This window comes from Bradyrhizobium sp. SZCCHNR1002, assembly GCF_032381435.1.
Lineage (GTDB): Bacteria > Pseudomonadota > Alphaproteobacteria > Rhizobiales > Xanthobacteraceae > Bradyrhizobium > Bradyrhizobium aeschynomenes.
Window position 1 is genome coordinate 382,032 of sequence record NZ_JAUHIS010000001.1, and the last position, 16,552, is coordinate 398,583.

The 16,552-nt window shown below is 65.4% G+C and carries 19 protein-coding genes; 9 read left to right on the forward strand and 10 right to left on the reverse strand.

The genetic code is table 11. From position 1 onward, the window contains the following. Positions 1 to 3: 3 nt before the first annotated feature. Positions 4 to 729 carry a sulfite exporter TauE/SafE family protein gene (locus QX108_RS01620; protein ID WP_315779249.1) on the reverse strand — a complete coding sequence of 242 codons (726 nt, stop codon included), beginning with the start codon at positions 727 to 729 and terminating at the stop codon, positions 4 to 6. A gap of 39 nt (positions 730 to 768) precedes the next feature. Continuing rightward, the gene (locus QX108_RS01625; protein ID WP_315779247.1) at positions 769 to 1,047 is read right to left on the reverse strand and encodes a hypothetical protein; all 279 of its coding nucleotides are present in this window, start codon (positions 1,045 to 1,047) and stop codon (positions 769 to 771) included. Between QX108_RS01625 and QX108_RS01630 the strand changes: the two genes are divergently transcribed. Together QX108_RS01630 and QX108_RS01635 are read left to right on the forward strand one after the other, a co-directional pair. After that, positions 1,046 to 1,309, forward strand: coding sequence for a hypothetical protein (locus tag QX108_RS01630; protein ID WP_315779245.1), 264 nt, complete (start codon positions 1,046 to 1,048; stop codon positions 1,307 to 1,309). The genes QX108_RS01625 and QX108_RS01630 overlap by 2 nt on opposite strands. A 204-nt stretch (positions 1,310 to 1,513) precedes the next feature. Beyond that, positions 1,514 to 2,332, forward strand: a complete 819-nt coding sequence (locus tag QX108_RS01635) for an LssY C-terminal domain-containing protein (protein WP_315779243.1) — start codon at positions 1,514 to 1,516, stop codon at positions 2,330 to 2,332. A 14-nt stretch (positions 2,333 to 2,346) separates the two neighbouring features. On the opposite strand, the gene QX108_RS01640 is transcribed toward QX108_RS01635, so the two are convergent. From QX108_RS01640 to QX108_RS01650, 3 genes are all read right to left on the reverse strand, one after another. Next, positions 2,347 to 3,852, reverse strand: a complete 1,506-nt coding sequence (locus QX108_RS01640) for an MFS transporter (protein ID WP_315779241.1) — start codon at positions 3,850 to 3,852, stop codon at positions 2,347 to 2,349. A gap of 56 nt (positions 3,853 to 3,908) precedes the next feature. Beyond that, a complete protein-coding gene (locus tag QX108_RS01645; protein ID WP_315779240.1) occupies positions 3,909 to 4,709 on the reverse strand; it encodes a hypothetical protein in 801 nt (266 codons plus the stop codon). Positions 4,710 to 4,806: 97 nt separating this feature from the next. Next, a complete protein-coding gene (locus tag QX108_RS01650; RefSeq protein ID WP_315799382.1) occupies positions 4,807 to 6,414 on the reverse strand; it encodes an amidase in 1,608 nt (535 codons plus the stop codon). A 604-nt stretch (positions 6,415 to 7,018) separates the two neighbouring features. On the opposite strand from QX108_RS01650, the gene QX108_RS01655 reads away from it, so the two are divergent. Beyond that, positions 7,019 to 7,312, forward strand: coding sequence for a GlsB/YeaQ/YmgE family stress response membrane protein (locus QX108_RS01655; RefSeq protein WP_315779236.1), 294 nt, complete (start codon positions 7,019 to 7,021; stop codon positions 7,310 to 7,312). A gap of 13 nt (positions 7,313 to 7,325) precedes the next feature. Here QX108_RS01655 and QX108_RS01660 read toward each other — a convergent pair whose 3' ends face one another. Then, positions 7,326 to 8,315 carry a helix-turn-helix domain-containing protein gene (locus QX108_RS01660; RefSeq protein WP_315779233.1) on the reverse strand — a complete coding sequence of 330 codons (990 nt, stop codon included), beginning with the start codon at positions 8,313 to 8,315 and terminating at the stop codon, positions 7,326 to 7,328. Between the two features lie 104 nt (positions 8,316 to 8,419). Here QX108_RS01660 and QX108_RS01665 point away from each other — a divergent pair, with 104 nt between their 5' ends. Further along, a complete protein-coding gene (locus tag QX108_RS01665; RefSeq protein WP_315779231.1) occupies positions 8,420 to 9,145 on the forward strand; it encodes an alpha/beta hydrolase in 726 nt (241 codons plus the stop codon). Between the two features lie 178 nt (positions 9,146 to 9,323). Then, positions 9,324 to 9,842 (forward strand): hypothetical protein, encoded by a 519-nt coding sequence (locus tag QX108_RS01670; protein WP_315719852.1) that lies wholly within the window; start codon positions 9,324 to 9,326, stop codon positions 9,840 to 9,842. A gap of 58 nt (positions 9,843 to 9,900) precedes the next feature. On the opposite strand, the gene QX108_RS01675 is transcribed toward QX108_RS01670, so the two are convergent. Further along, positions 9,901 to 10,671: an exodeoxyribonuclease III gene (locus QX108_RS01675; protein WP_315779228.1), complete on the reverse strand. Its 771-nt coding sequence runs from the start codon at positions 10,669 to 10,671 to the stop codon at positions 9,901 to 9,903. A 27-nt stretch (positions 10,672 to 10,698) separates the two neighbouring features. Here QX108_RS01675 and QX108_RS01680 point away from each other — a divergent pair, with 27 nt between their 5' ends. Next, on the forward strand, positions 10,699 to 10,941 hold the full coding sequence (locus tag QX108_RS01680; protein WP_315779226.1) for a hypothetical protein: 243 nt from the start codon (positions 10,699 to 10,701) through the stop codon (positions 10,939 to 10,941). Between the two features lie 59 nt (positions 10,942 to 11,000). Beyond that, positions 11,001 to 11,579, forward strand: a complete 579-nt coding sequence (locus QX108_RS01685) for a GNAT family protein (RefSeq protein WP_315779224.1) — start codon at positions 11,001 to 11,003, stop codon at positions 11,577 to 11,579. Between the two features lie 154 nt (positions 11,580 to 11,733). Here the strand turns inward: QX108_RS01685 and QX108_RS01690 are convergent, their stop codons facing one another. Continuing rightward, a complete protein-coding gene (locus tag QX108_RS01690; RefSeq protein WP_315779222.1) occupies positions 11,734 to 12,312 on the reverse strand; it encodes a TetR family transcriptional regulator in 579 nt (192 codons plus the stop codon). 94 nt (positions 12,313 to 12,406) lie between these two features. Here QX108_RS01690 and QX108_RS01695 point away from each other — a divergent pair, with 94 nt between their 5' ends. Together QX108_RS01695 and QX108_RS01700 are read left to right on the forward strand one after the other, a co-directional pair. Further along, a complete protein-coding gene (locus QX108_RS01695; RefSeq protein WP_315779220.1) occupies positions 12,407 to 13,225 on the forward strand; it encodes an SDR family NAD(P)-dependent oxidoreductase in 819 nt (272 codons plus the stop codon). A 23-nt stretch (positions 13,226 to 13,248) separates the two neighbouring features. Then, positions 13,249 to 14,562, forward strand: coding sequence for an SCP2 sterol-binding domain-containing protein (locus QX108_RS01700; protein ID WP_315779218.1), 1,314 nt, complete (start codon positions 13,249 to 13,251; stop codon positions 14,560 to 14,562). Between the two features lie 55 nt (positions 14,563 to 14,617). Here QX108_RS01700 and QX108_RS01705 read toward each other — a convergent pair whose 3' ends face one another. Both QX108_RS01705 and QX108_RS01710 read right to left on the reverse strand, forming a co-directional pair. Beyond that, positions 14,618 to 15,430, reverse strand: coding sequence for a hypothetical protein (locus tag QX108_RS01705; protein ID WP_315779216.1), 813 nt, complete (start codon positions 15,428 to 15,430; stop codon positions 14,618 to 14,620). A 41-nt stretch (positions 15,431 to 15,471) separates the two neighbouring features. Continuing rightward, positions 15,472 to 15,939: a hypothetical protein gene (locus tag QX108_RS01710; protein ID WP_315779214.1), complete on the reverse strand. Its 468-nt coding sequence runs from the start codon at positions 15,937 to 15,939 to the stop codon at positions 15,472 to 15,474. Positions 15,940 to 16,552: the final 613 nt, after the last annotated feature.

The following is a 16,552-nucleotide window of genomic DNA, read 5'->3' on the forward strand; positions in this document are numbered from 1 at the left end:
CGGTCAGGAGTGGGTGGCGTTCCATAGCATAGTTAGGCCTGCGGCCAGCATGATGCCATCCATGACCAGGCGGAACACATCCGGCTGCATCTTCAGCACGAAGCGCTTGGCGACGAAGGCGCCGGCCATCAGCGAGCCGCCGGCGATCAGGCCTTTCAGCAGGATGTCCGGCGTCAGCGCGCCGAAGCGCTGGAAGGTGACGGATTTCGAGACATAGAGCCCGAGCGAGCTCGCGGCCTCGGTCGCAAGGAATGCGCCCTTCGACAGCCCATAGAACAGGAACAACGGCACGCTGAGCGGCCCGGTCGAGACCACGATGCCGGTCAGAAATCCGATCACCGCACCGCCGAGCGCGAGATGCCAGCGGTTGGCCTTGATCTCGTGCCGCGCCAGCCAGTGCCGGACCGGCACCATCGCCATCAGAAACAGCCCGATGGTGATGTCGACGGCCTGAGAGGGCAGGATCAGCAAGGTGCGCGCGCCGAGCGCCGCGGCCGGGATGCCCGTCACCGAATAGGCCGCGCACGCCCGCCAGTCGACCTCGCGCCACCACGCCAGGATGCGCGATAGGTTTGCCATGACGGCGGCGACCGCCATGATCGGCACGGCCTCCTTCGGACCGTATTCATAGACGAGCACCGGCATCAGCATGATCGACGACCCGGTGCCGACGATGCCGGACAAGGTGCCGGCGACGAGACCGACCGCGAGGACGAACAGGAAGCCCAAGATGTCGTCCTCCGGGATGGCCGCGAGATCTGTCCTCCGTCATTGCGAGCGAAGCGACTTGTCCGCCATAGCCCAAAGGGCGACGGAGGAAGCAATCCAGGGGCCACGGGTGCCGGCCTGGATTGCTTCATCGCTGCGCTCCTCGCAATGACGGAGGATGGTGCGGTGGTTAATGGCTGGTTCGCGCCGACTCGAAATCGCCGATGATTGTGCGTCCGCATCATTAAAAGTTGAAGCGTATTCCTCGCATGTCCGCTGATCTTGCCGGACGATGACGATGAGCAAAACGCCAATGTCCTTGCAGGTGCGGCCGTCCATGACGGCAACCGCCGATGCCCAGTTCCCCTGGTTCACGGCCGCGATGCTGGCCATGGAAGCCGCGGAGGTCATCCGGCTCCGGCTGGAAAAGTTCGCGCGCGGCGAAGCCGATGCGGGCGAGGAGGCGGAGCTGATGGTCAGCGAGAAGATCGCCGCAGCCCTGGAGGCGACGGCGAAGCTGATGGCCGGCGCGAGCCCGGCGGCGGTCGTCGATCTCTATCGGGATTATGTCGCGGCCAACGCCGAGCGGCTGTCGGCGTAAGCCCCGCGCAGTCCGATTGCGTTGGAGTGCGGATGTCGAGCAACCGAGCGCGGACGAGCCGGTCGAAATGCCGCCGACCGGGCCGTTTCATGTGTTCAGGTGCGGTGTTGCCATTGTGATGGAGATCGGACACCTTCCGGAAAACACCGACTGCCGCTTACTTCCTTTCGTCGGGCCGATCCAGTGCGACTGCTCATACGCCTCATGCAACGCGTGCTGGTCGCCGGGCTGGGGATCTTCACGGTCTGGCTGATCGTCTTCGTGGTGTTCGAGACCGCGAACCGCAGGCTGCCCTGGATTGTCGCAGTCGGCGTCAGCTACGCGTTCGCGGCCTATGTCGTTCTGCCGCGCGTGATCCGGTTGAGTCTCAGGATTCTTCAGAAGCGGCGAGTGCCCAGCTACACGATCACGGGTGATGGATTGCCCGGCGACCCCGTCAATCTCGCCCTGGTCGGGACGCTCCAACAGCTTCGCGCGAGCTTTGCTGCGGTCGGTTGGTCTGAAGCGGACCGATTGGGTCTGACGAGCTCTTGGGCCATGATCCGCGCCTTCGTCCTCGATACGCCTTACCCCGCCGCTCCGTTCAGCACGCTCTATCTGTTCGGACGCGGCCAGGATATCGGCTTTCAGAAAGCCATCGGCAACAGCCCGCGAAAGCGCCATCACGTCAGGTTTTGGGCCGTTGGCCTGGCACACGCAGAGCAAGCCTGGAACGCTGGCGATTTCTGGTCCAACGCCGATCAGCCGGCGGTCGATGAGCCCGCTCTGTGGGTTGGAGCCGGCACGAAGGACACCGGCCTGTCGTTTACTCGATTGACGTTTCAGGTCACGCACGCCACCGATCCGGATGTCAACGCCGAGCGGGACTACATCATGGCCGAGCTGATCAGGACACGATCGATCGAGATCGTGGAGCTGTACAAGGCCGGTCAGAGCCTTCCTGAGCGGGTCAATCACTACGTGACGGACGGTGACATTGCGTTGGCGAGCATGTTGGTCTCCACCACGGACGACGGCACATGATTGCCGTCGTCCGTCTAATGGACATGCTGACGAGCCTCTTTTGATGTCGTTCGCTCTGCTCGGGGCCGGACCAGGAAGGCGGTGCCGAGCAGGACGAGCATCGCCACGCAGACGACCGTCAGGAACGCCTGATCGAACGCGCGGTGAGCGTGCGAGGTGACGATGGCCGCGAGCTCGGCCGGCAGGCGTTCGGCCGCGATCAGCGCCTCGTCGATGCTGTCGCGCGCAGCTGCGGGAATGCCGAGGCCGTCGGGCAGAACCATGAAGGCCGTATAGACCCCGGACAGGATGCTTCCGAAAATGCTGATGCCGATGGTGCCGCCGAGCTCGAACGACACTTCCTCGATCGAGGCGGCCATGCCTTCGCGGCCTTCGGGCGCGTGATTCATCACGGCGTTGGAGGCGGCGGCAATGGATGCGCCGAGCCCGAGCCCGTTGATCGCGATGCAGATCAGTTGCAGCGCCAGGCTGGCGTTGTAGCAGAGCAGGTAGCCGGCCGCGCCGATTCCGGCGATCCACAGCGCGCCGGACATCGTGGTGGCAGCTCCCACGCGACGGAGCATCAGGCTCGCGAGCGGCCCGCCGATGAACGCACCGAGCGGAGCCGGCAGGATGTACAATGCCGCCTGCAGCGGCGAGTAGCCGAGGACGAGTTGCAGGCGCTGGCTGATCGCGAGCTCGGTGCCCGCAATGGCAAGCGAAGCCACGATCGCGGTGATTACGCTGAGCGTGAACTCGATATTCCGGAACAGGGTGAAATCGAGCAGGGGATCTTCGAGACGCAGTTGACGGCGTACGAACACCGTCAACATGATGACCGTCGCGACAGCCGTGCCGGCAAGGACGACATAGGAAGACTGGCGGCTGCCGAGCTCCTCGACGACGTAGGCGAAGCCGATCAGCCCGGCCATCACCTGCACTGAACCGAGGATGTCCCAGTCGCGCTCAGCTCGATCTCGCGGCGCAGGAATCAGCAGCAGGCCGGCGACCAGCGCCAGGACGACGAGCGGCACGTTGATCAGAAAGACCGAGCCCCACCAGAAATATTCCAGCAGGACACCACCGACCAAGGGGCCGACCGCAGCCCCGCTGGACGCTACGGCTCCCCAGATCGCGATGGCGAGTGCCCGTTCGTGGTCATCGGAGAAGGTGATGCGAATGATCGACAGCGTCGCCGGCATCATCAGCGCGGCGCCGACCGCGAGCAGGACGCGTCCGCCAACCAGGATCGTGGCGGTCGGCGAATAGGCCGCGACGACCGAGGCCAGTCCGAAGACGATGAGGCCGGCGACGAATGTCCTCTTGTGCCCGACGCGATCCCCGAGCGAACCGAAGCCCGGAAGGAGACCGGCGACGACGAGCCCATAGGCCATGACGATCCACAATTTCTCCGAGGCTGTTGCTCCGAGCTCATGGGTCAGGCTGGGCAGCGCCGTATACAGCACCGTCATGTCGATAACGACGAGCGCCAGCGCGCCGGAGACGGTCAGGAGGATGAGCCAGCGATTGCGTTTCGACATCGGCGCGCCTTGTCAGGTCCGGAATGATCGGGTCGGCATCGTGTCCGAGCGCAGCTTCACTTCGGGAACAGCAAGGCGAGGCTCGCCCGAAACTGCCAATGCGATGCCTGGTCCGGCTTCAGCAGGTTGTAGTAGACGCCCACCTCGGCATTGATCGGCTGCTTGTCGACCATGAACAGCTTGCCCACGCCGACGCCGATCGGGACGACCCAGCGATCATTGCCCTTCGCGAGCCAGTTCGCCGTGATGATGGGACTCGAGCTGATGTAGGACCCGTCGGAGAAGTTGTAGGTCACGAAGTACTGCAGCATCATCTGGTTCACCGGCGCGCGGTCGCTCGGACCGGCAAACGACCAGATGTTGTTGGCGAGTACCCCGAGCACCCATGGACCCGGCATGGTCAGCGCGACGAGGGTCGGACCTGCGCTCCATTTTCCCGAACCGAGGGCGGGATCGGTCGCCGACGGATATGAAAACGTCGGGCCGACACCCCAGATGAGGGCGCCCGAATGCGACGGGGTGAGTGCGAAGATCTGGTTGATGTCGCCGACCCCGCCGATCCGGCCCTGCTCGGGGGAGAAGCGGACCTGCGCGATGCCGGGAATGGTCGTGCGCGTCACCAGATTCCAGTCGGCATTGAGCTGGAACGGGATGACCGGCTCGATCTTGAAGACGTCGGCCGTCTGCCGGTACGGGCCCGTATTCGGCATCGCGATGTTCTCGAGGCCGACGCTGATCGTGTCCGCAATCGGGTTCTGCGCCGCCCTGGCCAGATCTTCGAGCGACGGCGTCCTGGCCTGCTGTGCCAGGGCGGCGGAGTCATGGCAGAGCGCCGTGATCAGGAGCAACAGAACCACCCGTCGGAAGGCTCTCGGCGTCCTCCCCGACCTCGCCGTCGAAGCGCTGCTCTTGCAGCCACCGTCTCGCGTTCGCACCGTGTGGCCCCCCGCTGCATCAGGTGAAGGTCGGAAAACGCTCGCCCGCGAACAGCGACCGCCGGAGACGGGACCAGTTGGATGCGAACTGGAACGTGTCGAGGTCGCTGTATGTCTGGCCGATCACCTGCATGCCCGAAGGCATGCGGTCCTCGACCAGGCCGAGCGGGACATCGACGACAGGATAGCGGTTGAGCAGATTCCAGTGCCACGTCAGCGCCAAGTTCAGGCCGGTGCCCACCCACGGGTCCACCTTGTTGTCCTTGCTCTTGAACATGTCGGCCCCGACGAGAGGCGTTGCCATGGTCGGCATGAGCAGGATGCGGTAGCCCTTGCCGAACACGCGCTGCTGGACCTGGCGATGCAGCCGCTGCAGCAACTCTTCGGCCTCTTCGGCCTGGCGCGGTCCGACCGGGCCGACCTGGTCGAGCATTTCGGTCATGTAGGGCGAGAGCTGATCGCGATGCGCATTCGAGATCTCGATCGCGGTGCCGATGGACGTCGACATCAGCCCACGGATGAAGACCATCTTGTGGGCCTTCGTGAAGCCGCAATCCACCTCGTCCACCGTGCAACCCGCGGCGCGCAGCGCCGCGATGCCTCCCAGCATCGCAGCCTTCACGGACGGAATGGCCTCCGCAATGCCGGCGCCCCAATCGACGGCGATGCGCCACCCGGAAAGGCGAGGATAGCGGATGGGATAGTCGAGCCGAGGGCGCATCGCGGCCATCACCCTATCGGACGGACCGACGATCGCGTTCTGGAGGCGGACGAGGTCGTCGAAGCGCCGCGCCATCGGGCCTGAGGTCGAGAACGGGATTTCCCCGCCGGCGACGCGTCCGAACGGCGGCCTGAAGCCATAGAGACCACATTGTGAGGCGGGAATTCGGATCGAGCCCCCCATGTCGGAGCCGAGGGCGAGCGTCGTGAAGCCCGCGGCCAACGCCGCGCCGGACCCCGCCGACGACCCGCCCGGAGAATATTCGAGATTCCATGGATTGCGCGTCGTGCCCCAGGCGCGGGTGGATGCGCCGAGGAAAAGATAGAATTCCGGCACGGTCGTCTGGAACGGCATCACGGCACCGGCCGCCTCGAGCGAGTCGATGATGGCCGCGTTCTCCGTTGCCGGCGGCGAGTCCTTGTAGATGAGCGAACCCTGTGTCGTCCGCCAGCCCGGCCTGGAGAATTCGTCCTTGATGGCCACCGTGATCCCTTCGAGCGGCCTCGGATTGCCGCGCCGATAACGGTCTTCGGACTGCTTGGCCTCCTTCATCGCCTGGTCGAAGTGCTCGTAGGTGATGCAATTGACCTTCGGGTTATAGGCTTCGATCCGCTTGATCTGCGCCTTCAGGAGATCGACCGGCGACGCCTTGCGGGCCCGGAACATGGCGGTGAGATCGGCGACCGATGCGTAGCAGAGCGGATCGGCGGACTCGGCGCGGGCGGCCGGCAAGCCGAGTTCGGACGCGACCAACGCCGCTGCCGTGCCTTTGATGAGCATTCGTCTATCGATCATATACGCCTCCGTATTTCCGGGAATCGGTCCGAGTATTTCGATCTGATCGTGAGGTGACGATCCAAGAAAAACGTTGGATTCAGCTTCGTTGTTCGTGGCTGCGCCGGCCATTCATGACGGTCATCAGCACCTCAATGTTCGGCCACATCGGCCGCGGCGAGCGCCGCGACTCTCTGGAGGAGGCGGATTCACAATCAAACTGAAGCAAACCGCGAAATCTCGCCCAGTTGCATGCGACGCACATGAATTCACCTTTGCACGCTCTGCGGGAAAGTCACTATTCCCGATTCCGCGGATCGCATGAACTCGGGGGAACTACGTAGTCCATTGCGCGCGAAGCGTTCGCATGAGCTGCGCGTGTTCGAGACGAATAGGTTAGAATGATCATCAATTCGGAGTAACTCCGCGACTTCGAGGCGGAATCGCCATTTGAAGCAAGCAGGCCGCATCACATTGTGAGGGACGCCGGCCTCCGCATCGCGCAGTTTGCGATTAGGTCGCGAACTCATCTGATGGGCAGAGTTCAGCTCATGGCAACGAAATCGATGTAACCTGCAAGTGCGCGATTCGTGTGGCTCTGCGAGCAAGACCCCTGACCTGGCTGCATCCGTGTAGCAACCGGCGGTCCCGCTTCGCTCGACAACGTGCTCTCATGATCTTGCTGCTGGCCGCGCCGCTCCAACTAAGGGACGACGGCAGATCGACGGAGTGAAGAATGTTCACACTGGTACATGCAGGGACTTGGCTCGTCGTCGGCTTGATTGGCGGCGGCCTTGCCGGAATCCTGGTGAAGCGCCGCCGAGCAGGTTTCAGGCTCCTCACCAACATCGGATTGGGGTGCGTCGGCGCCCTCATCGGCGGTGTCCTGTTCAACCTGTTCGGGTTGTTTCCAGGCATGGGCAGCATCGTCATTTCGCTGCGCGACGTCATCGCGGCGTTCGTCGGCTCGCTCGTCCTGCTGGCGGCAATCTGGTTGTGGGGCGTCGCGCGCGAACCGAGCCCGCGCTGATCCCAGGCGGTCGTCAGCCCGAGTGTGGCGTGGTGTCCGCGCGCCAGTCGCGCGGGCGCAGGCCGAAGCGCTGCTTGAAGCGGCGCGAGAAGTGCGACAGATCCGAAAATCCCCAGTCGAAGGCGATGCTGCCGATGTCGCGGCCGGCGCAAGCCGGATCGCGCAGATCGCGCGCGACGCCGTCGAGCCTTCGCTCCATCACGAGCTCCGAGAAGCTGGTGCCGGCGCGCGCCAGCAGCTTGTGGACGTAGCGCTCGCTGATCCCCACACGGGCTGCGATGGTCGCCACGGTCAGGCGGGGCTCGCGCAGATGCGCATGGATCGCGCGGCGCAACGCCAGCGTTGTGGCATCGGCGAAGGAGGTGGTGGCCAGCGCCTCGCGGCGGTGGCTGCGCGACAGGCTCAGCGCCACGAGGTCGAGCAGCACGCCGAACAGAGCTGCTGCATCGCCCGGCGCGAGCCGCAGCGCATTGGCATTGAGCGAGCGCGCGGTCTCGACGATCAGCGCGCCGACGCAGGGGTCGTCGGACAGCCGCGCCGGCGCGAGGTCCGGCACGGTCGCCATGCGGTCGCACAGCGCCGTTGCCGGGACGCGGAACGAGATGACGCCGAGCGAGGGACCGCGGTCGTGCTGCAGCACGAAGGTCCGGTCGCTGTCGAAGATCCCGACCTGTCCGGCGGACAGGCTGACCTCGCAATCGTCCTGCAGGATGGTGCATCGCCCGGCGAGCTTGAGGTTGAGATAGAAGCAGCGCTGGCCGGAGGCCGCGATATCCGCACGTGAGCGGCGCACAACGTGCTCGGGAAAGGTCACGCGGTTGATGGCGCCGTCGCCGACGACGATGCTCTGCACGTCGGCAGCGAAGCCGATGGCGCGCGCGGGCTCCGGCGTGAGGTTCATGAAGGCCTGGCAGATCGCCTCGCGATAATAGGAGAACTGCTCCTCCGGCCGCACCGCCGCCGTATTCCAGCTCCGCTGACGTTCCTGCTGCACGGCCGGCACCGGTTCACTCCGAGACCAATTGGGTTCAGTTGCAGCCAAGCGCGGCAGGCGCCGTCCGGCCATCATTCCTTGCACCACCTTCAAGAGTGCAAAGGAACCTCATCATGTCAACCTACGTCCTGGTCCACGGCGCCTGGCATACCGGCGCCGAGCTCGAGCCGGTCGCGGCGCCGATCCGCGCCGCCGGTCATGTCGTCCACCTGCCGACCATCCGTGGCAACCGTCCCGGCGATGCCAAGACCACCGGGCTCGACGAGGCCATCGCCTCGATCTGCGACTACTTCACCGAGCACGACATCACCGACGCCGTGCTGATGGGCCACTCCTATGGCGGCATGGTCATCACCGGCGTCGCCGATCGCATTCCCCAGCGCATCCGCCGGCTGGTGTACTGGAATGCGTTCGTGCCCAACAATGGCGAGTGCCTCAACGACATGGTGCCGCCGCACTACGTCGCGCTGTTCGACGCCGTCGCGGCCGAGCGCGGCGACGGCTCGGTGGTGCTGCCGTTCCCGATCTGGCGCGAGGCCTTCATCAACGACGCCGATCTCGCCACCGCGACGCGGACCTATGAGTTGCTCAATCCGCATCCGAACAAGACGTTCACGGACGCGATCACCCTCCGCACCAATCCGGCCGAGATGACCATCGCCAAATCCTACATCAACTGCACCGAGGACACGGCGCTGCCGCACAGCCTGCCATGGCATCCGCGTCTCTCGGGCAAGCTCGGCCTGTTCCGCCTGGTGCAGCTGCCCGGCAGCCATGAGCTGTGCTTCTCCGATCCGGCCCGGCTGGCGCAGGCGATCATGGATGCGGGCCGGGACTGATAGGCAAGGAACTGATAGGGCAGGAGCGCTGACCGTCAGCCGTGTGGCGGTCGTGCACGAATATCCCCGGTTGTGATCCGCCTCACATTCGCCGCCGCCGGGACCTGCAAGATTAATCTCCGATGAACGGACCCGGTTGGTCAGCAATCCCCCTGCCGAAACATCGGAGATCGCAGTCATGGCCCAGCTCCATCTGACGTCCTCGTCCAAGGTTCTTGCGTCCGAGGCTCTCAGCGACACCTCGAACGCGCCCGCGTCCGCCGCCAAGACGGGCTGGACCACCGGCTGGCTGGCGATGGCGGCCGGCGCGCTGACCACGGTGTTCGCGGCGATCGGCGCCGTGAACAGCGTCATTCCCGCGGTGTCGAACATCGGCTCGGCCACGCTGGACATGCTGAACCTGCCGGCCTGCTTCAGCTACGCCGATCACTTCGGCGGCACCCAGAGCAGCTTCCGCAAGGAGGGCAACCTCTGGCGCGAATATCCGCGCGGATCGGAGACCTTCAGCTACGAGTTCAAGGAGATCCGGCGTACCCGCCAGGAGATCATGCTGTGGAACGTGACGCCGCGGCCGAACGTGCCCGATGCCGCCAGCCTCGTCGTGCATCTGCCGGTGTGCGGCGGCATGGCGGTGCTGACCGAGGGGCTGCCGGAGCGTACGACCAAGCTGCAAGAGACCTGGCCCGAGCGCAGCTGATCTCGTCGTGTCCCGACATTTGGTCGGAACGGTGGATGAGGCGGCCGGGATCTCGGAGCTATCTGAGCACGATCCAGGCCGGAGCATGATCGCTGGCGCCATCCTCGCCGCGGATGGCGCGATCGACGCCGGCCTTGCCGAGGCGCGGGGCGAGAGCCGGGCTCAGCAGCAGATGATCGAGCCTCAGGCCGGCGTCGCGCGGCCAGCGGTTGCGCTTGTAGTCCCAGAAGGTGAACATCGGCGCGTCAGGATGCAGCGTGCGGATCGCATCGCACCAGCCCTGATCGAGCAGCGCCCCGAAGGCGGCGCGGCTCTTCGGCTGGATCAGCGCATCACTGTCCCATGACCGCGTCGGATAGATGTCCTGCGGCGTCGGCGCGACGTTGTAGTCGCCGGCCAGCACGACCGGCAGGTCGTCCTTGATGAACCTGGCCGCATGCCTGTGCAGCCGCTTGAACCAGGCGAGCTTGTGGTCGAATTTCGGCCCCGGCTGCGGATTGCCGTTCGGCAGATACAGGCAGCCGACGACGATGCCGCGCACCGCGGCCTCGATGTAGCGCGCCTCCTTGTCCGCCGGCGCGCCGGGCAGGGCGGTGCGCGTCAGCACCGGCTCGGACTTGCGGGCGAGAATGGCGACGCCGTTCCAGGTCTTCTGCCCCTGCCACACCGCGCCGTAGCCGGCCTTGGCGATCTCATCGATCGGGAATTCGGCCTGCGCACATTTCAGCTCCTGCAGGCAGACGATGTCAGGCCTGGCCGCGCGCATCCAGGCCAGCAAATTGGGGAGACGCCGCCGGACATTGTTGATGTTGAAGGTCGCGATCTTCATGATGCTGCCGCTTGGGGGAAAGGCCGGATGAAAAAGCTCGCAACCGCGATTTTGTTCACGCTGACGATAGTCGCCGTCCCTGCGGCGCACGCGCAGCGGCAGCCGACCGACGAGGAGCGCGCCGCCTGCCAGGCCGATTACGACAAGTTCTGTCTCGGCCTGATTCCCGGCGGCGGCCGCATCATCGCCTGCCTCACGCGGAACTATGCGCAGCTCGCCGACGCCTGCAAGAAGATGCTGGACTCGTACAAGGCCGAGGCCAAGGAGTAGATGGCGCGGATGCGGTCTGCCCCAGCGCTGCGTTTGCAAGTCACCCCGCGAGCACCATCATGGCCAAAGCGCCGATCCCGCATCCGATCCTCTCGACCCCGCGGCTGAAGCTGCGCCAGTTTCGACCCGATGATGCCGAAGGGATGCATCGCTGCTTCAGCGACGCGGGCGCGATGCGCTTCTGGGACCACGCGGTCCACAGCAAAGCCAGCGAGAGCGAGCGGAGCGTCCGTCGCTTCATCGATTGCACGCCGACCTACTATCGGTTCTGGGCCGTGGCGGAGGCGGCGAGCGACCGCTGCATCGGCATGGTCAACTATCACGACGGTCACATGCGCAGCCGGCGCGTCACGATCGGCTACATCGTCGATCCCGCCCGGCAGCGCGAGGGCATCGCCTTCGAGGCTGTCGGGGCGATGCTCGACTTCTGCTTCGGCGAGCTCGGCCTGCATCGGGTGCAGGCGTTCATCCACCCAGACAACACTGCCTCGCGAAAACTCGCCGAGAAGCTCGGCTTCCGCTGCGAGGGCCGGCTGCGCGATCACCTGCGTGTCGGCGGCGAGTGGCGCGACGACATGCTCTATGCGCTGCTGGCGAAGGATGATCGGGGATGGACGCAGAATCCGCTGCCGGCGTGAGCGCAGCAGTGACGACAGGGAGCCGCCTGTGGAGGTGGCGCCCAATGGTGTTTCGCGCCATACGGTGAGGGTTTGGTGCAGCGTCACCGAAATTCCCCGATACCGTGCTCGACGCCGCGAATGTGGCGCCCACCAAGGGGCATAAGCCCGCTGCTCAATCGAGCACCAGCTTGTCCTGTGCGGCCGCGACGATCTCGTCCTGCAGCGCCGAGGGGCCGAGCGCGCGGGCCATCACCACGGTGCCGATCAGCATCGTCAGCATACGGATCGCTTCGCCGCGCGCCCCGCGCTCGGCCGCGCCGCGCGCGACCAGGCCTGCCGCCACGCGCGTGATCAACTGCTCGGCGCCGTCGGCGAATTCCACGCCGAGCACGTCCGGTATCCGCCCGGCGTCGGCGCCGAAGCCTGCCGCCGGGCAGCCAAGGCCGGGGTGGGCGATGTGCTCGGCCGAAAGATAGCGCGCCACATAGGCCGCGAGCGCCGCCTCGGCACCGCCGGTGTCCGTGTCGCGGTCGATGCCGCCGGCCATGGTCGCGAAGGCATGCCGGGTGGCGGCGGCGAGCATGTCGTTCTTGGAGGCGAAGTGCCGGTAGAAGCCGCCCTGGGTCATGCCGGCGGCGCTCATCACGTCGGCGATGCTTGCCCCGGCCACCCCGCGCTCGCGCAGCAGCCGCGCCGCCGTATCGACGATTTTCGCTCTGCTCTCAGCGGCTTGTTCGCGGGTCTTGCGCATCTGATCGAACCTGTCTCGTTGCGCTTGACAATTTAGCGGTCGTTCGACATCTTTGCAATTAGAGTTCGATCGTAATCTAAATTGGATCCGACAGATGACCAATCCATCGCGGCGCCCGCTGGCGCAGGCGGAGCGCCTGAGGCGGGCCTACGGTGCCCATGCGGTGGTGACCGGCGCCTCAGACGGGATCGGCCGCGCGTTCGCTATGCGGCTGGCGGAGGCTGGCTTCGGCCTGGTGCTGGTCGCACGGCGCGAGGCCGTGCTGGAAGCGCTGGCCGCCGAGCTCGAATCGCGCGCAGGCACTCGCCCTGTCGTGATCTCAGCCGATCTCTCGGTGCCGGAGGACGTCGCCCGGATCGAGCGGGAGCCTGCGCATCTCGATGTCGGCCTGCTGGTCGCGGCCGCAGGCTTCGGCACCTCGGGCCCGTTCGTCGAGGGCGATCTTGCAGCCGAGCTCAACATGATCGACGTCAACTGCCGCGTGCTGGCGCAACTCACGCATCTGTTCGGCCGGCGCTTCGCCGCGCGCCGGCGCGGCGGCATCGTGCTGATGAGCTCGCTGGTCGCGTTCCAGGGCGTTCCGCGCGCCGCCAACTACGCGGCGACAAAGGCCTTCGTGCAGAGCCTCGCAGAGGGCCTCGCGCCCGAGCTCAAGCCCCTTGGCGTCGACGTGCTGGCCTCGGCGCCGGGGCCGGTGATGAGCGGCTTCGGCCAGCGCGCCCGCATGGCGATCCGCAGCGGCCAGACGCCGGACGAGGTCGCCGTCGGCACGCTCAACAAGCTCGGACGGCGCACCACGGTGCGGCCCGGCTTACTCGCCAAGGCGCTGGAGGCCAGCCTGATGCTGCTGCCGCGCTCGGCCCGTGCCGCGATGCTGGCGCGGGTGATGGCCGGCATGACGCAGACGGCATGAGCAGATGACCGGAGTACGATGCCATGACGACCGACACGCTGTCCCCCGTTGCCGTTCCATCGCCTCCGCTGCCGCGGCTTCCGGCATCGGAACTGCTCGATCTCGCGCGGGCCTGCGGCGCCGATGATTGCGGCCTCGCCTCGATCGACGATCCCAGTCTTGCCGAGGACCGGCCCTACATCCTCGCAGCGTTTCCGAAGGCGCGCACGCTGCTGGTGCTGGTCGGGCGGATGCATCGCGAGCCGGTCCGCTCACCGGCGCGCTCGGTCGCCAATCTCGAGTTTCACCGCTCCGGCGACCACATCGACGAGGTCGCGCGCGGCATCGTCCGCGCACTGGAGGATCGCGGCATCCGCGCACTCAATCCGGCGATGGCGTTTCCGATGGAGATGGACAACTTCCCGGACCGCGCCTGGATCGTCTCGCACAAGCGCGCCGCCGAGGCGGCCGGGCTCGGCCGCATGGGCATCCATCGCAGCGTCATCCATCCGCGCTTCGGCAGCTTCATCCTGCTCGGCACGGTGCTGATCGCCGCCGAGGTCGATGCCGTCGCGACCCCGCTCGAGCACAATCCGTGCCTGGAGTGCAAGCTTTGCGTCGCCGCCTGTCCGGTCGGCGCGATCAAGCCCGACGGCGCCTTCGACTTCTCCGCCTGCCTCACCCACAACTATCAGCAGTTCATGGGCGGCTTCGTGAACTTCGTCGAGGACATCGCCGAGGCCAAATCGGCCAAGGACCTGCGCGGCCGCATGAGCTACGCCGAGACGGTGACGCGCTGGCAGAGCCTGTCCTATGGGCCGAACTACAACGCCGCCTATTGCCTTGCTGTCTGCCCGGCCGGCCATGACGTCATCGGGCCTTATCTCGCAGACCGCAAGCAGCACGTCGCTGATGTGCTCGAGCCGCTGACGCGCAAGACCGAGCCGGTCTATGTCGTGCCCGGCAGCGACGCCGCCGACTACGTCGCTCGGCGCTTTCAGCACAAAAAGATCCGCTTCGTGCGGTCGAGCGCGCGGGCGACCTCGATCCGCGGCTTCCTCCAGGGCATGCGGCTGACCTTCCAGCCGGGCAAGTCCAGGGGTCTGGACGCGACCTATCACTTCACATTCACTGGCACCGAGGCGGCGCAGGCCACCGTCACCATCCGCGACCGCCGGCTGACCGTGCAGCCGGGCCATGTCGGCAAGGCCGATCTCAGCATCACCGCCGATGCAACGAACTGGCTGCGCTTCCTCGCCAAGGAGATCTCGGTGGCGCGACTGATCCTGACGCGCACGCTGAAGCTGAAGGGGCCGGTGCGGCTGATGGCGGCGTTCGGGAAATGCTTTCCGTCCTGATGGGAGACAGGCGTCATCACGCAAGGGATGCGCGCGAGGAGTCGCTTCAACGCTGTCACACGATCTGGTCGGATCGGCGATCCTGGCGAGGCTGTTCCCGCTCCATCGGGTGATCGTCATCCGCCAGCGTGCTCTTGTTCGATCGGACGCCGGAGCTGGAGCCGTCGCTGTCTCCCGAGGCCGTCGAGGCGGCGGCTGGATGGTCAATTTGCTGCTCCCCCGACGGCGGTGAAGTTGGTTGCGGCACATCGTCGTCGCGCTCGTTGCGGAAGCGCCGACGCAGCTTTTCCCCCTGGTCAAAGATGATCCCGAGCAGCCAGCCTGCGATCGGCCGCGCGATCGCACGGAACGATCGGGCGATGATGAAGCCGCCCTTGACGTTCTCGATCGGGAAGGCCAGCGCGTTGATCAGCGTATCCGCGGTTACGTGCCTGTAGTTGTTCGCCAGATGCTCGGAATTGATCAGCATCTGGATGGCCGGCTTGTCGTCGTCGCCGTTGATCAGGACCTTCGCAAAGAACCTGTCCGACCCGGTCAGCTCGTTGGCAGCCGCCGCAGGAAGAGGATGCAGGCGCACCACGCTGGCATCGGTTTCCTTGCGGTAGTGGATCGCGAGCGTGAGCTCGCCCATCTGCACGGCCGCCAGCAGCGTGTCGAGATAGCCGGCATCGATCTCGGGGCGCTCGAATTTGACGCCCGGCACCATCTCGATGATATCGAGAATCCGTCCGAGATCCGCTGCCGCCGCTGCGCGGGTCGCCAGGCTGGCGGCAAGGTCGGTAATGGCGCTGGAGGCTTTCGCAAACTGCCCGCCGACACTTTTCGCAGCGCCGCTGGCGATTTCCTTGAGTTTGGAGAACACAGCCACGTCTTTCGTTGGACGAGGGACCGATCATTGACCTGAGGCGCTTAGACTCGTCGGCTTCTCCCAACTCCTGCAAAATATCGAGGCTTCGCCGTCGCAGCCTCAAGGTCCGACATCGCAATGAACGGCCAAGCCGCGAACTCGCCTGCCTCTTCGAACTCTTGCCATCGCCGAGCCTTGCGGCGTTCCCACCAACCGAAAGTCAGGATGTTCATCGGCCAGTTCACGATTTGAAGGAACGAGTATTCGGGCCAGAGATACTCACTACGACTGTGCAGGAACACGATCCATTTGGCGATGCTGCGTCGATCGCGGCGGGATATCTTGTGCCGGCCCTTTGCATAATGGCTCTTTGTATCGTCGTAGAGTGTCCATGCGGCCTGCTTGACGGCAACCGCTCCGCGATCGCGCCAATCAACCTCGACCTCATACAGAGTGTCGTTGTCGATCCGTCCGGCGACGTAGCGCCGCAGAGCCAGGGCCAATCGAATTCGGGACTGCTCACAAATCATGCGCCGGTCTCGCTTGCAGGCTGGAAGACGTCCATATCACATCATCCCGAACACGACATCCAGAAGCCGCTGCTGATCTGCCCGACAGGATTCTCATTCGTGCCCGGAGAAGTCGGATTTCTCAGCAAATTCAAAGCGACTTACCTTGTCCAGTGCTGTGCGGAAAAATATTTGTCTTTCGTTTTTTCGAAAATTATGATTGTATGTCGCCGTCCCGCCTCGATACGAGGGGCGTATCGCGATCGTCATGACACGCGGGGTGGGATGCGGTGGGCGTTTCGGGTCGCAGCATGGCTTGATGCCGTGCGGACGAACGGCACGGGCGCACGTCGAAAACGTATGGTCCTGGCATCTCGACGCTGATGCTACGCCGGCGGTGATGATCCGCCGGTCACGGGGGCAAGACAGCCGATCCCCGGGGAGAGTACGTATAAGGCGTAAGGCCATCGCGCAGGGAATGCCGGTTGACCGGCTGGACCTGTGGTGACTGCCGCCTGCTTTTTTTCTGCAGGCGGGCCATGGGTTGCGGCCAGCACCCGGCATTCCCTGCGCCCTCGTCTTCGAGAGGGTGACAACGAGATGTACGACTCGGCGCGAACGGCGCGCGAGAATG

Coding starts and splice junctions, on each gene's coding strand:
- QX108_RS01635 (WP_315779243.1), top strand. CDS start 1,514: ATGCAACGCGTGCTGGTCGCCGGGCTGGGGATCTTCACGGTCTGGCTG.
- QX108_RS01680 (WP_315779226.1), top strand. CDS start 10,699: ATGAAAAAGCTCGCAACCGCGATTTTGTTCACGCTGACGATAGTCGCC.
- QX108_RS01640 (WP_315779241.1), bottom strand. CDS start 3,852: ATGTCGAAACGCAATCGCTGGCTCATCCTCCTGACCGTCTCCGGCGCG.
- QX108_RS01690 (WP_315779222.1), bottom strand. CDS start 12,312: ATGCGCAAGACCCGCGAACAAGCCGCTGAGAGCAGAGCGAAAATCGTC.
- QX108_RS01675 (WP_315779228.1), bottom strand. CDS start 10,671: ATGAAGATCGCGACCTTCAACATCAACAATGTCCGGCGGCGTCTCCCC.
- QX108_RS01630 (WP_315779245.1), top strand. CDS start 1,046: ATGACGGCAACCGCCGATGCCCAGTTCCCCTGGTTCACGGCCGCGATG.
- QX108_RS01685 (WP_315779224.1), top strand. CDS start 11,001: ATGGCCAAAGCGCCGATCCCGCATCCGATCCTCTCGACCCCGCGGCTG.
- QX108_RS01655 (WP_315779236.1), top strand. CDS start 7,019: ATGTTCACACTGGTACATGCAGGGACTTGGCTCGTCGTCGGCTTGATT.
- QX108_RS01625 (WP_315779247.1), bottom strand. CDS start 1,047: ATGGACGGCCGCACCTGCAAGGACATTGGCGTTTTGCTCATCGTCATC.
- QX108_RS01670 (WP_315719852.1), top strand. CDS start 9,324: ATGGCCCAGCTCCATCTGACGTCCTCGTCCAAGGTTCTTGCGTCCGAG.
- QX108_RS01665 (WP_315779231.1), top strand. CDS start 8,420: ATGTCAACCTACGTCCTGGTCCACGGCGCCTGGCATACCGGCGCCGAG.
- QX108_RS01695 (WP_315779220.1), top strand. CDS start 12,407: ATGACCAATCCATCGCGGCGCCCGCTGGCGCAGGCGGAGCGCCTGAGG.
- QX108_RS01700 (WP_315779218.1), top strand. CDS start 13,249: ATGACGACCGACACGCTGTCCCCCGTTGCCGTTCCATCGCCTCCGCTG.
- QX108_RS01650 (WP_315799382.1), bottom strand. CDS start 6,414: ATGGCCGGCGCAGCCACGAACAACGAAGCTGAATCCAACGTTTTTCTT.
- QX108_RS01710 (WP_315779214.1), bottom strand. CDS start 15,939: ATGATTTGTGAGCAGTCCCGAATTCGATTGGCCCTGGCTCTGCGGCGC.